Raw genomic sequence first — 13,706 nt, forward strand, 5'->3', positions numbered from 1 at the left:
CGCGGCTATTTCATCACAAACATATTCACTTTTCATTGATTCAGATCAGGCAGGGCAGGGCCCGCCCGTCATTCCCGCGCCCTGAGCGTTTCCACCGGTCGCAGATTCAACGCGTGCCAGGCAAAGCCGATCCCGGCCAGAACCGTCGCCGCCACGCCGCCCAGAACGATCCCCAGCGCCGAGGGCCAGATCACCTCGAACCCGGTTTCCATCACGAAATGCATTACCGCCCAGCCACCTGAAATCCCCGCGATCAACGCCACCAAGGCCGCCGCCGCCCCCAGCAGCGCCGATCGCAATGCGAAACTGCGCAGGATCTTCCACCGCGTCGCGCCCAGCGTTTTCAAAACCGCCGCTTCGTAACTGCGCGCCGGGGCACCCGCCGCCGCCGCCCCGATCAGCACCAGAAACCCGGTCACCAAGGTCGCCGCCGCGCCCCAGGATGTCGCCGCCGCGATCCCGTCCAGCATCGCTGAAACCCGGTCGATCGCATCGCGCACCCGGATTGCGGTGATATTGGGATAAGCCCCGGTCAGATCGCGCAAAATCGCTGGTTCCGCCGCCTCGTCGGCATAAACGGTGGCGATGAAACTATGCGGCGCAGCGGCCAACGCGGTTTCGTTCATCGCCAGGATGAACCCCATCCCGGCGGTGGAAAAATCCACTTCGCGGAAACTGGCAATGGTGCCGGTGATGTCGCGGCCCAGAATATTCAGGGTCATCGCGTCGCCCAAGCGCAGGCCCATTTCCTCGGCCTCGTCGGCGGCGAAACTGATCAGCGGTGCCCCGCTGTAGTCACGCGGCCACCATTCGCCCGCAGTCAGCTTGGTATTTTCGGGCCGGTCAGCGGCATAGGTGATGCCGCGATCACCGCGCAATACCCAATGATCACCGGCCACGTCGCGGGCAGGGCGGTCATTGATCCGGGTAATCACCCCGCGCAGCATCGGCGCATGTTCAACCCGGCTAACGGCCTTGTCTTGGTCCAACCGGGCCAGAAAACCGTCGATCTGATCTTTCTGAATATCGACAAAGAAAAACGACGGTGCCTTGTCCGGCAGGTCCTGCGCAATCGCGTTGCGCAGATTGCCATCGATCTGTCCCACCGCTGCCAGCACCGTCAGGCCAAGCCCCAATGACAACACCACCGGGGTGGCTTCGTCCCGCGCGCCACCAATCGCGGCCAGCGCCCAACGCAGCGCCGCGCGGCCCCGTGCCAGCGGCGCGGAGGCATGGGCCAGCTTGCGGATCGCCCGCGCCGACAGCGCCAGCGCCGCCAGCGACAGCAAAATCCCCCCCGTGGTCCACAGCGTCAGCCGCCAGGTGCCGGAAAACCCGATTGCTGCCCCGATCAGCATCCCGGTCAGCGCCAGCGTGATCACGACATAGCGTATCGGCGGCAACGCCCGCGCCCCGGCCATGGCATCGCGAAACAGCGTCGCGGCCCGCACCTCGCCGGTGCGCGCCAGCGGCCACAGGGTGAAAATCAGCGCGGTCAGCATGCCATAGATCGCCGCCTCGATCAGTGGCGCGGGATAAACGGTAAATTCTGACGGCACCGGCAATTGCGCCGCCAACAGCGGCCCGATCACCACAGGCACCCCGGCCCCCAGTAGTAGCCCCAGCGTGATCCCCAGCAGCGAAAGCGCCCCAATTTGCAGGAAATAGATCTGGAATATCGTGCGCTGATCCGCGCCAAGACTGCGTAAAGTGGCGATCACTTCGGTTTTCCCGGCCAGATAGGCCCGCACCGCCGCCGACACGCCAACCCCGCCCACCGCCAGCCCGGACAGGCCGACAAGGATCAAGAACGCCCCGATCCGGTCGACAAAGGCCTTGATCCCCGGTGCGCCATTGCGGGCATCGCGCCAGCGCAACCCGCTGTCTTCAAACGCCTGCATCGCCTGTTGCTTCAACGGGTTCAATTCGGTGCCGGGCGGCAACAGCAGCCGGTATTTGCTGCTATAAAGCGTCCCCGGTGCCAACAGGCCGGACGCTTCCAGATCGGCGGTTCGCACCATCGTGCGCGGCCCCAACGCGAACCCGTCCGCGGCGCTATCTGGTTCGCGCTCCAACGCGGCGCTCAACACGAAATCCTGCGTGCCTAACCGGAACCTGTCGCCCACCGCGATTTCCATCTGGGTGATCAACAATGGGTCCATCACCGCGCCGGGCAGACCGTCCCGCCCCGCCAGCGCCGCGCTCAATTCCATGTCGGGCTGCAACTCGACCGCGCCGACCAGCGGATAAGCGTCATCGACCGATTTCACCTGTGTCAGCATCCGGGTGTCGCCGCGCGTGGCCATCGACCGGAAATCGCTGACCTCGGACACCGCAACCGCCCGCGCCGCCATCCAAGCGCGTTCGTCTGCGCTGGCAAAGCGGTAGGTGAATTCCATTTCGGCATCACCGCCCAGCAAGGCCGCCCCTTCGCGCGACAATCCGGCTTCGATTCCGGCGCGCACGCTGCCCACTGCGGCAATCGCCGCCACCCCCAGTGTCAGGCAGGCCAGAAAGATGCGAAACCCCTTCAGCCCGCCACGCAATTCACGCCGGGCCAGCCGCGCGGCAATTTTCAAACTCATGCCACGGCCTCGGCGCTGGTTTCTTCGATCCGGCCATCGCGCAGATGCACCACCCGGTCGCAGCGGTCGGCCAACTCTGGCGCATGGGTGACCAGAACCAAGGTTGCGCCATGCCGGTCGCGAAGCCCGAACAGCAGATCGATGATTGCCGCGCCATTGGCACCGTCCAGATTTCCGGTCGGTTCATCGGCCAGCAAAATCTTCGGGCGTGGGGCGCTGGCCCGCGCCAGCGCCACCCGCTGTTGTTCCCCGCCCGACATTTGCGACGGATAATGATCGCCCCGGTCTTCCAACCCGACCGCCCGCAATTCTTCGCGGGCGCGATCAAACGCGTCGTCATGCCCGGCCAATTCCAGCGGCGTGGCGACGTTTTCCAGCGCGGTCATGGTCGGGATCAGGTGAAAAGACTGGAACACGATGCCCATATTGCCGCGCCGGAACCGGGCCAGCTGATCTTCGTTCATCGTGGTCAGGTCCTGTCCCAGCGCCCGCACATGCCCCGAACTGGCCCGTTCCAGCCCGCCCATCAGCATCAACAGCGAAGATTTGCCAGACCCGGACGGTCCCACCAGCCCAAGGCTTTCACCGCTCTGGACATCCAGCGAAATGCCGTGAAGTATTTTCACGCGCCCGGCATTGCCATCCAGCGAAAGGGTTGCATCTGTCAGGGAAAGAACGGGATCAGACATGCGGTTTTACCAATTTTTTCAAGCTTTCGTGTCATATGGGGCCTGCGCCCTGCGCGGCAAGGCCCTTGCGGCGGTGATCCTGCTTCTGCCAGCTCCGGTTTTGGCCGCACCGGTCTCTCTGGTGGCCTTTGGCGACAGCCTGACCCAAGGCTATGGGCTGATCGAACAGGACGGGTTCGTGCCGCAATTGCGCGGCTGGCTGGCCGATCATGGCGCCACTGCGCGGGTGATCAATGCCGGCGTGTCGGGCGATACCACGTCGGGCGGGTTGGCAAGGATCGACTGGACGCTGACCGATGATGTGCAGGGGATGATTCTGGCGCTGGGCGGCAATGACGTGCTGCGCGGCACCGATCCCGGCCTGATCCGCGCCAATATCACCGGCATCTTGCAGGTGGCGCAGGCCAAAGGCGTCGATGTCCTGTTGGTCGGGATGCAGGCACCGGGCAATTTCGGCCCCGATTACAGCCGCGAATTCAACGCGATCTGGCCCGATCTGGCGGCGGAATTCGGCGCGATTTATGTTCGCAGCTTTTTCGAAGGTCTGGGCACTGACGACCCGGCGCAACTGCGCGATCTGTTCCAACCCGACGGCATCCATCCAAATGCCGACGGCGTGGCGCTGATCGTCCAATCTCTGGGGCCGCATGTGATTGAACTGATCGACCGGGCACAGTAACCGGCAGTGATTGTCATCCCTCACCGTCCGGGCATAGGGTGGCGCCAAAGGGAGGAACACCATGACCGATCGAACCATCGATCCGGGCCGCGATGGCGCCAAGATGAATTTCCGCGACGCGATGTCTTACGGCGATTACCTGTGCCTCGATGCGCTGCTGGATCAGCAACACCCGCAAAGCGACGCACCGGACGAATTGCTGTTCATCATTCAGCACCAGACCAGCGAATTGTGGATGAAACTGGCGATCCATGAACTGTCCGGCGCCCGCAACGCGCTGAACGCGGGCGACATGGCCCCGATGTTCAAGATGCTGGCCCGGGTCAGCCGGATCTTCGAACAGCTCAACAATGCCTGGGACGTGCTGCGCACCATGACGCCCGCCGATTACACCCGCTTTCGCGAAGCGTTGGGGCCGTCTTCGGGGTTTCAGTCTTATCAATACCGGATGATCGAATACGTGCTGGGCAACCGCAATCCCAACATGCTGAAACCGCATGAACACCGGCCCGAAATTCATCAGATGCTGTCGGATGAACTGACCCGGCCCAGCTTCTATGACGATGTGATCCGGCATCTGTTCATCACTCTCGACGGGCCGGGTGCGAAAATTCCCGCGCCGCAGCTCACGACCCCGCATGCCGCAATTCCCGAAGTGCAGGCGAAATGGAAGCTGGTCTATGAAGACGTGCAAACCCATTGGGCCCTTTATGAACTGGCCGAAAAACTGGTCGATCTCGAAGACTATTTCCGCCGCTGGCGCTTCAACCATGTCACCACGGTGGAACGCGTGATCGGGTTCAAACGCGGCACCGGCGGCACGTCCGGGGTCGATTACCTGAAAAAGATGCTCAGCGTCGAACTTTTCCCTGAACTCTGGCAACTGCGAGGAGAACTCTAATCATGGCATCGCAACTTCCCCGCAAGGACCAGTTCGATCTGCCCGAAGGCGTGATCTATCTCGACGGCAATTCACTGGGGCCGCTGCCCAAAGGCGCGGTTGACCGCGCCGCGACGGTACTCCGCGCCGAATGGGGCCAAGACCTGATCAAGGCATGGAATACCGCCGGTTGGATGGCCCTGCCCAAACAGGTCGGCGACCGCATCGGCGCATTGATCGGCGCACCCGAAGGATCGGTGGCCACCGGCGACACCTTGTCGATCAAGGTCTATCAGGCGCTGGCGGCGGCGCTGAAAATGCGCCCCGACCGGCGGGTGATCCTGTCGGATCAGGGCAATTTTCCCACCGATCTCTATATGGCGCAGGGGCTGATCGACACCATCGATAAGGGTTATACGCTTAAAACCCCGGCCCCCGAAGACGTGATGGGCGCGATCACCGAAGATGTCGCGGTGGTGATGCTGACGCAGGTCGATTACCGGTCTGGCCGGATGCATGACATGGCAGCGATCACCCGCAAGGCGCATGATATGGGCGCGGTGATGATCTGGGATCTGGCCCATTCCGCCGGCGCGGTGCCGGTCGATCTGACCGGGTGCAATGCCGAATTCGCGGTTGGGTGCAGCTATAAATACCTCAATGGCGGGCCCGGCGCGCCTGCCTTCATCTATGTCCGCCCCGATCTGGCGACCACGGTGCAACCGGCGCTGGCGGGGTGGCTTGGCCATGATGCCCCTTTCGCGATGGAACTGTCCTACCGTCCGGCAATGTCGACCGAACGGATGCGCGTCGGCACCCCGCCGATCGTGCAGCTGTCGCTGCTCGATCATGCTCTGGACGTCTGGGATGGGGTCGATATGGCCGATCTGCGTGCCGCTTCGATCACATTGTCCGAACGCTTCATTGCCGAAGTCGAAGCCCGTTGCCCGCAACTGACCCTGGCGTCGCCGCGTGACCCCGCACAGCGCGGTTCACAAGTGTCCTTCGCCTTCGAACATGGCTATGCCGCGATGCAGGCCTGTATCGATCACGGCGTGATCGGTGATTTCCGCGCCCCCAATATCATGCGTTTCGGCTTCACCCCGCTCTATCTCGACGAAGCGGATGTGATCGCCGCCGCCAAGGTGATCGAAACGGTGATCGCGAATGACCTGTGGCGCGATCCGAAATACCAAACCATGTCGAAAGTGACCTGAACGATCCCATCCGGGCCGCGCCGCCCTGCCACCGGCGCGGCCTTCTGGACAAGGGATTATGTCAATCTATTCCGCTTCGACCATGAAACCGGGCGAAACCCATGCAGCCCATCACGAGCCCCATTGACCAATCGTCATTTCCACAGCATATCCCGATCCATGACCGATCTCGCACATATCCGCAATTTCTCCATCGTGGCCCATATCGACCACGGTAAATCCACATTGGCCGACCGGCTGATTCAGTCCACCAATACGGTGGCTGAACGGGATATGAAGGAACAGTTGCTCGACAGCATGGATATCGAGCGCGAGCGCGGTATCACCATCAAGGCCAACACGGTGCGCATCGATTACCTGGCACAGGATGGCGAAACCTATGTTCTGAACCTGATCGACACCCCCGGCCATGTCGATTTCGCTTACGAAGTCTCCCGCTCGATGCGCGCGGTCGAAGGCTCGCTGCTGGTCGTCGACAGCACCCAAGGGGTCGAAGCGCAGACACTGGCCAATGTCTATCAGGCGATCGACGCCGATCACGAAATCGTGCCGGTGCTGAACAAGATCGACCTGCCGGCTTCCGATTGCGACCGCGTCGCCGAACAGATCGAGGATGTCATCGGCATTGATGCGTCCGATGCGATCCGGGTGTCGGCCAAATCCGGCATCGGCATCGAAGACACGCTCGAAGCGATCGTCAAACGTCTGCCCGCGCCCAAGGGCGACCGTGACGCGCCATTGAAGGCGATGCTGGTCGATAGCTGGTATGACGCTTATCTCGGCGTCGTCGTGCTGGTGCGGATCATGGACGGCGTTTTGAAAAAGGGTCAGCGCATCAAGATGATGCAGACAAACGCCGTTTATCCGGTCGACCGGGTCGGTGTGTTCCGTCCCGCGATGACCGCCATCGACGAACTCGGCCCCGGTGAAATCGGTTTCATCACCGCCTCGATCAAGCAGGTGCGCGATACCAAGGTCGGCGATACCATCACCACCGATAAAAAGGGCGTCGAAACCCCGCTGCCGGGCTTCAAACCCAGTCAGCCGGTGGTGTTCTGCGGCTTGTTCCCGGTCGATTCAGCCGAATTCGAAGACCTGCGCGACGCGATCGAGAAGCTGGCACTGAACGACGCGTCCTTCAGCTACGAAATGGAAACCTCCGCCGCGCTCGGCTTCGGGTTCCGCTGTGGTTTCCTCGGGCTGTTGCATCTCGAAGTGATCCGTGACCGGATCGAACGCGAATATGACATCGACCTGATCACCACCGCGCCGAGCGTGATTTATCACATTTTCATGCGCGACGGCGAAAAGATCGACCTGCACAACCCCGCCGACATGCCCGATCCCTCCACCGTTGACCATATCGAGGAACCGCGCATCAAGGCCACCATCATGGTGCCTGACGAATATCTCGGTGACGTGCTGAAACTCTGCCAAGACCGCCGGGGGATTCAAGAGGACCTGACCTATGCCGGTTCCCGCGCCATGGTGGTCTATGACCTGCCGCTGAACGAGGTGGTGTTCGATTTCTACGACCGGCTGAAATCGGTGACCAAGGGCTATGCGTCCTTCGATTACCAGATGAAGGGCTACCGCACCGACAACCTGGTCAAGATGCAGGTGTTGGTGAATGACGAACCGGTCGACGCCTTGTCGACCATGGTCCACCGCGACCGCGCCGAAACCCGGGGCCGCGCCATGTGCGAAAAGCTCAAGGACCTGATCCCGCGCCACATGTTCAAGATCCCGATCCAGGCCGCCATCGGCGGCAAGGTGATCGCCCGCGAAACCCTGTCGGCGCTGCGCAAGGACGTGACCGCGAAATGCTACGGCGGCGATGCCACGCGGAAGAAGAAGCTTCTGGAAAAGCAGAAGGCGGGCAAGAAGAAGATGCGCCAGTTCGGCAAGGTCGACATCCCGCAGGAAGCGTTCATTTCGGCGCTGAAGATGGATGATTGAACAAAAGCCCGTCGGATAGCGGGCTTTTCGTTTTTAGGAACGTATCATTGCACACCCTAGCCAAATCGAAGATTTGGCGAGCGCCCGACCCGACCCATGGGGCGGGCGCTTGGGGGTGGTCCCCCCTCGCACCAGACTGTCACCGATGCAGCGACGTGCGCCAGTGCGTGACCGCGCGGGCAAGGCTGTCCGAGCTGGTCTTGTAAACCTGCCCGTCCAGAGCGGCGAGCGCCCCGTCGATCTGACCTGCGGCGATCTGTTCGGCCACGTTGCCCGCGACACTATGAAATTTGGCGTGCAAGTCCTGAACGGTCTGCGCCTCGGTGGAATTGCGGGTCTCGGCGGGCAGCGCTTGCAGCCATTTGCCGAACTTGCAGCAATCGTCGCGCTTGATCATGTCCACCGGCAAATCGGTTTCCTTGGATATCGCGGCTTCCCGCAGACGGATTTTCCATGCGGCATGGCGGCCAAGCGCATCATTCAATTCCGCGCGCATATCTTGAGTATTCATACTGTTAGTGCCCTGTTGAAATTTGAGTACTTGAGGACTTCAAAAAGCCTACGAATGCCCTAACGTCCCGAAATCATGAGGTTTTAATTTTGCTGAAAAAATAGGCGCCAGCATTCGGAAAATGCTCCGCCATTCGGCGGACTGGGCGGTGAATGAATAATATCATCCTGATCCGGCGCGCGCGTTATTCAGAAAAAACTTAGGGTGGGGGCATCGCGCCACGCCCCACAAGCGGATTTCGCGCGGGAAATGGGCGCTTTCGAATTATCTGCGACCTGCCGCCGGCTTGGGAATGCGACGTTACGGCGTTCGAGTGCCGCTAAACATCCAACTCCTCCACGAACCGCGCATTTTCTTGAATATACTGATAGCGCAGCTCGGGCTTTTTCCCCATCAACCGCTCGACCAGGTCGCCGGTTTCGCCCGGTTCATCCTCGTCGATCGTCACCCGGATCAATTTCCGGCTGCCGGGGTCCATGGTGGTTTCCTTCAGGTCCTTGGCATCCATTTCGCCCAGACCCTTGAAGCGCGACACGTCGATCTTGCCCTTGCCGCCCAGACCCTTTTCCAAAATCGCGTCCTTTTCCGCCTCATCGGTGCAATAGACGCGCTTCGCCCCCTGCGTCAGCCGGAACAGCGGCGGGCAGGCCAGGTACAAATGCCCGGTATCGATCATCGGCCGCATCTGGGTGAAAAAGAACGTCATCAGCAGCGACGCGATATGCGCCCCGTCGACATCGGCATCGGTCATGATGATGATCTTGTCATAGCGCAGGTCATCGACATTGAACCGGCTGCCCAACCCCACCCCCAACGCTTGCGTCAGGTCGCTGATTTCCTGGTTGGTGCCCAATTTCGAACTGGCCGCGCCCAGCACGTTCAGGATCTTGCCGCGCAACGGCAGCAGCGCCTGATTTTTCCGGTTCCGCGCCATCTTGGCCGATCCGCCTGCAGAATCGCCCTCGACGATGAACAATTCGGTGCCTTCGCGGTTGGTGGCCGAACAATCGACCAATTTGCCCGGCAGCCGCAGCCGCTTGGTCGCGGTTTTGCGCTGGGTTTCCTTTTCCTGCCGCCGGCGCAGCCGTTCCTCGGCCCGCAGCACCAGGAAATCCAAAATCGCCCCGGCCGATTTGGTGTCCGCCGCCAGCCAGTTGTCGAAATGGTCGCGCACCGAATTTTCCACCAACCGCTGCGCCTCGACCGTGGCCAAACGGTCCTTGGTCTGGCCGACGAATTCCGGTTCGCTGATGAAGCACGACACCAGGGCACAGCCGCCGGTGATCAGGTCGTCGCGGGTGATCTGCGCCGCCTTCTTGTTGTTGACCAATTCACCATAGGCCTTGATCCCCTTCAGGATCGCAGCCCAGAACCCGGCAACATGGGTGCCGCCTTCGGGGGTGGGCACGGTGTTACAGTAGCTTTGGATGAACCCGTCGCGCGACGGGGTCCAGTTGATCGCCCATTCGACCTTGCCCGGGGTGTTGAATTTTTCCTTGAAATCCACCGTCCCGGCAAAGGGCTGATCGGCATAGGTGGACGATCCGTTCATCGTCTCTTTCAGGTAATCGGACAACCCGCCGGGGAAATGGAAGACCGCCTCAAGCGGGGTTTCACCGTCATCAATCGCGGTTTTCCAGCGGATTTCGACGCCCGAAAACAGATATGCCTTGGACCGGATCGATTTGAACAACCGCGCCGGTTTGAACCGGTGCTGGCCGAAAATGTCGGCATCGGCATGAAACGTCACCGTGGTGCCGCGCCGGTTCGGGGCGGCCCCGATCTTTTCCACCGGTCCTTGCGGAATCCCGCGCGAAAACCGCTGCTCATACAGTTCCTTGTTGCGCGCGACCTGCACCACCATCAGATCCGACAAGGCATTGACCACCGACGCGCCAACGCCATGCAGGCCCCCGGAGGTCTGATAGGCTTTGCCGCTGAATTTCCCGCCCGCATGCAAGGTGCATAAAATCACCTCCAGCGCCGATTTGTCGGGGAATTTCGGATGCGGATCGATCGGAATGCCACGGCCATTGTCGCGCACGGTGATCGAATAATCGGCGTTCAGCTCGACCTCGATCCGGTTGGCAAAGCCCGCCACCGCTTCGTCCATCGAATTGTCCAGAACTTCGGCCACCAGATGGTGCAGCGCCCGTTCATCGGTGCCGCCGATATACATGCCGGGGCGTTTGCGCACCGGTTCCAGCCCTTCCAACACCTCGATGGAAGACGCATTGTAATCGTCATTCTGGGATCCGGTCAGAAGATCATCGGCCATGCTGCTGCTCTTTTTTACTTGGTTGGGGGGCATTATGGCAGCAAGGCCGCAAAGGGAAAAGCCGCAAATGCGGGGGCAGGGGGGCGCGTCCGTGGAAATGACCGGCAGAACTGCGTCTCGGCCTGCCGGGCCGGGCGCTGTGTTTAAGGCGCGGGGCTTACCCGTCGACCGTTTCTTGCAACAGCACGCTCAACCGCGCCACATCAAGAGGTTTGGCCAACACCGCCGTCGCGCCCGCTTCTTCAAAGCGTTGAATGTCGTCTCCCACCACCGCAGCGGTCAGCCCGATCATCGGGATATTGATGTTTTCCTCGCGCAGTCGCTGAACCAATTCATCCCCCGGCATTTCGGGCATGAACAGATCGGTGATCAGAACATCGGGGGGATTTTTCAGAATTATTTCCAGCGCCTCGCGGCCGTTTTCGGCCCATTCAATCTCGCCAAAGACGCGGCTCAGCTGTTTTGACGTCACCTGCGCCACCAAAGCGTTGTCTTCGGCCAGCACGATGCGCAACTCGCTGAGGTCCTTCATCTCCACCGGGGGCAGCGGAACGTCCGCGATCTGTTCCTTGGCCGAAGCAGGCACGTCGGGCAGGCAAATCCAATAGCCGGCCCCGCCTTCGGGGGCGGGAAAATAGCGGATACTGCCGCCCAGCAGATCAACGGCCTGCTTGGCGATGAACAATCCCAACCCGCTGCCATCGGCCTGGTTGCGGGCATCGGCCGAGCCGCGCTCGAACGGTTGGAACAGTCGGTCGACTTCGGCCAGCGGAATACCGATGCCGTTATCGGTGACCGACCAGCAGGTGCCTTTCGGCATCAACAACGATCCGTCGTCCTGTGGCCGGTAGGAAATACGGATTTCCGACCCTTGGCTGTGGATGATCGCATTGCGCACCAGGTTGCCCAGGATCTGTTTCAACCGGTTGCTGTCGCCCATCATCACGGCTGACGCCCCCGGACCCAGTTTCAGGCTGATACGGACATCCTGACCCTTGGCCAGCATCTGATAGGTGTTGCGCACCCGTTCGGCGACATCGGCGGGGGTATAGGGCACCATCGCTACCGGTTGATTTTTTTCCGGGTTCACCGCTTGGCGCATATCGTCCAGAACGCTCAGCAACTGGGTCGAAGCTTCGCGCATCTGCGCCGGCAACTGTGGTGAATTCTGGCCGGTTTCCAGATCTTCGATCAACATCGACAGGACCGATGCCGGGGTGCGGATTTCATGCGACACGATGGAAAACAGCTGTTTTTGCCGGTCCTGACGCAGCGACAATTCATTCAACGCATCGGTCAGCGCCTGTTCTTGCAGGTATTCTTCGGTCACTTCGACCATCAACCCGTAAACCACCTTTTCGCCGCGCGGCGTCGGTTCGGCCCAAAGATGCAACCGCAACACCCGGGCATCCCCCGAAGACAGGGTTTCGGCCAGCCGCAGCAGCAAGGTGATGCTGGCATGGCTTTCGGATTCGAAGGCATGGCGCAGCAGATATTGTTCGTCCGGGCGGAACCGCGATAACAGATCGTCGGTACAGACTTCACCGGGCAACCCGACAAGCTGCTGCCCCGCCGGGTCCAGCCGCAGCGCCTGGCGCGGCACGTTGAGCGTGAACAGCCCGACACCGGCAAAGCCGCGTACCGTGCTCAGGCGTCGGATGCTGGAAAGATGCTGATCGCGCTCATAGCGTTCCCGCCCGCGCAGCGCCATGACGAGGACGATCAGAACCAGAACAACAATCGAATAGATGTCCAGCATCCCCGATTCAGAATTCATCGGCGGCGCGGCGTGCAGGAATTCCCCGGTCATCCCAACATAGAGCGACATGCCCGCGATCACGACGATTGGCGTGACCGCCATTGGCAACGCCAACGTAATCAGGATCGACATCAACCCGATATCCAACATCGGGAAACCGCCAAACCCATAGCCATGCAGCAGCGCCACCGCCGGATAAGCAAGGAAGGCAGGAACCGCAACGCGGATTTGCCGCGCCGTCGGAAGCTGCAATGCTGCCATCAGAAAGGCGGCGTCGACAACGCTGCCGCGGATCGTGCGCTCGATGCCGTAGGTGATGAAATTATCATTGAACCCCAAGGCGATCGCCTGCACCGGATCAAGCCGCAAAGACATCCAATCCGCGACAAAGACCGCAGGCAGGCAAGCGATCAGGAAAATGCCGATCAGCGACAAAATCACCGTCATATCTGCCTTGCGGGGCGCAAAGCGGGCAACTGACATGCTGAACAGCCCGCGTGCCAACAACCCGGCCAGCCCCCCGGCGATCAGGTTCGAACCGAAAAAGAACAGGGTGATATTGGTGGTCACCTCCGGCGCAAAGGCCCATTGCGGCTTGCCGGTAAAGGGAATCATGAACGGCAGGAAAAACAGGAGGCTGAAAACGACAACCGGTATCCACAGCATCCGCACCGGATAGATCAGCATCCCCACGATAATCGCATGGATCGCCAGATTCGGACTGAGGTTGATCGCAACTTCGTTCGCGGTGAAGAACGTCGCGCCGTAAGACAACGACGCCACCCAGAATGTCAGGAAAAATGAAAAGATCAGCGTGCTGACAACGGGTCGGTTGCGGATGATATCGGAAATGCTCCGAATGCGCGATATTTCGAAATCCCGAAAGACATATCCCTTGTCCTTCGAAACCGTCGAAACGGATTGCGTGCCGCCCTCGAAAATGAGGTGTTCCAGATTATGCTCGGGTTGCTTTGTCACATTCTAACCAAGCTGCGCCAATCCAGCTGCCGCGCGGATGCCCGGCGGTGCAAATTTCGACGAAACCTATCTCTTGATCCCCAATGATCCCTGTATGACCCATATCCTGACCGAATGGGAAGCCCAAGGAGAGGCCAACTAACCTTAAGTATGTATCCTTTAACCGAAAGA

General features: G+C 60.7%; 9 protein-coding genes. 4 read left to right on the plus strand and 5 right to left on the minus strand.

From position 1 onward, the window contains the following. Positions 1-68: 68 nt before the first annotated feature. Both TG4357_RS15460 and TG4357_RS15465 read right to left on the minus strand, forming a co-directional pair. The gene (locus TG4357_RS15460) at positions 69-2,585 is read right to left on the minus strand and encodes an ABC transporter permease (RefSeq protein WP_058263792.1); all 2,517 of its coding nucleotides are present in this window, start codon (positions 2,583-2,585) and stop codon (positions 69-71) included. After that, the gene (locus tag TG4357_RS15465) at positions 2,582-3,274 is read right to left on the minus strand and encodes an ABC transporter ATP-binding protein (protein WP_058263793.1); all 693 of its coding nucleotides are present in this window, start codon (positions 3,272-3,274) and stop codon (positions 2,582-2,584) included. Before TG4357_RS15465 ends, TG4357_RS15460 begins: the two co-directional genes overlap by 4 nt. Between TG4357_RS15465 and TG4357_RS15470 the strand changes: the two genes are divergently transcribed. The 4 genes from TG4357_RS15470 (at position 3,273) to lepA (ending at position 8,009) form a co-directional block, all read left to right on the plus strand. Continuing rightward, positions 3,273-3,953, plus strand: a complete 681-nt coding sequence (locus TG4357_RS15470) for an arylesterase (protein ID WP_058263794.1) — start codon at positions 3,273-3,275, stop codon at positions 3,951-3,953. The two genes, TG4357_RS15465 and TG4357_RS15470, sit on opposite strands and share 2 nt — an antisense overlap. Positions 3,954-4,014: 61 nt before the next feature. Continuing rightward, positions 4,015-4,854 (plus strand): tryptophan 2,3-dioxygenase, encoded by an 840-nt coding sequence (locus TG4357_RS15475; RefSeq protein ID WP_058263795.1) that lies wholly within the window; start codon positions 4,015-4,017, stop codon positions 4,852-4,854. Positions 4,855-4,856: 2 nt separating this feature from the next. Beyond that, a complete protein-coding gene (kynU, locus tag TG4357_RS15480) occupies positions 4,857-6,050 on the plus strand; it encodes a kynureninase (RefSeq protein WP_058263796.1) in 1,194 nt (397 codons plus the stop codon). Between the two features lie 159 nt (positions 6,051-6,209). Beyond that, positions 6,210-8,009, plus strand: a complete 1,800-nt coding sequence (gene lepA / locus TG4357_RS15485; protein ID WP_058263797.1) for a translation elongation factor 4 — start codon at positions 6,210-6,212, stop codon at positions 8,007-8,009. A gap of 139 nt (positions 8,010-8,148) precedes the next feature. Here lepA and TG4357_RS15490 read toward each other — a convergent pair whose 3' ends face one another. The 3 genes from TG4357_RS15490 to TG4357_RS15500 form a co-directional block, all read right to left on the minus strand. Further along, positions 8,149-8,520 carry a CZB domain-containing protein gene (locus TG4357_RS15490; RefSeq protein ID WP_082644161.1) on the minus strand — a complete coding sequence of 124 codons (372 nt, stop codon included), beginning with the start codon at positions 8,518-8,520 and terminating at the stop codon, positions 8,149-8,151. A 319-nt stretch (positions 8,521-8,839) separates the two neighbouring features. Then, complete coding sequence (parE, locus tag TG4357_RS15495; protein WP_058263799.1) at positions 8,840-10,798, minus strand: DNA topoisomerase IV subunit B; 1,959 nt, start codon at positions 10,796-10,798, stop codon at positions 8,840-8,842. 157 nt (positions 10,799-10,955) lie between these two features. Further along, complete coding sequence (locus TG4357_RS15500; protein WP_058263800.1) at positions 10,956-13,535, minus strand: ATP-binding response regulator; 2,580 nt, start codon at positions 13,533-13,535, stop codon at positions 10,956-10,958. Positions 13,536-13,706 lie beyond the last annotated feature (171 nt).

This window comes from Thalassovita gelatinovora (assembly GCF_001458355.1).
In the GTDB taxonomy this organism is placed as follows: Bacteria; Pseudomonadota; Alphaproteobacteria; order Rhodobacterales; family Rhodobacteraceae; genus Thalassobius; species Thalassobius gelatinovorus.

Excerpts from the sequence above, each read along its gene's own strand:
- TG4357_RS15460 (WP_058263792.1), bottom strand. The coding sequence starts at position 2,585 with ATGAGTTTGAAAATTGCCGCGCGGCTGGCCCGGCGTGAATTGCGTGGC.
- TG4357_RS15490 (WP_082644161.1), bottom strand. The coding sequence starts at position 8,520 with ATGAATACTCAAGATATGCGCGCGGAATTGAATGATGCGCTTGGCCGC.
- TG4357_RS15475 (WP_058263795.1), top strand. The coding sequence starts at position 4,015 with ATGACCGATCGAACCATCGATCCGGGCCGCGATGGCGCCAAGATGAAT.
- TG4357_RS15470 (WP_058263794.1), top strand. The coding sequence starts at position 3,273 with ATGCGGTTTTACCAATTTTTTCAAGCTTTCGTGTCATATGGGGCCTGC.
- kynU (WP_058263796.1), top strand. The coding sequence starts at position 4,857 with ATGGCATCGCAACTTCCCCGCAAGGACCAGTTCGATCTGCCCGAAGGC.
- lepA (WP_058263797.1), top strand. The coding sequence starts at position 6,210 with ATGACCGATCTCGCACATATCCGCAATTTCTCCATCGTGGCCCATATC.
- TG4357_RS15465 (WP_058263793.1), bottom strand. The coding sequence starts at position 3,274 with ATGTCTGATCCCGTTCTTTCCCTGACAGATGCAACCCTTTCGCTGGAT.
- parE (WP_058263799.1), bottom strand. The coding sequence starts at position 10,798 with ATGGCCGATGATCTTCTGACCGGATCCCAGAATGACGATTACAATGCG.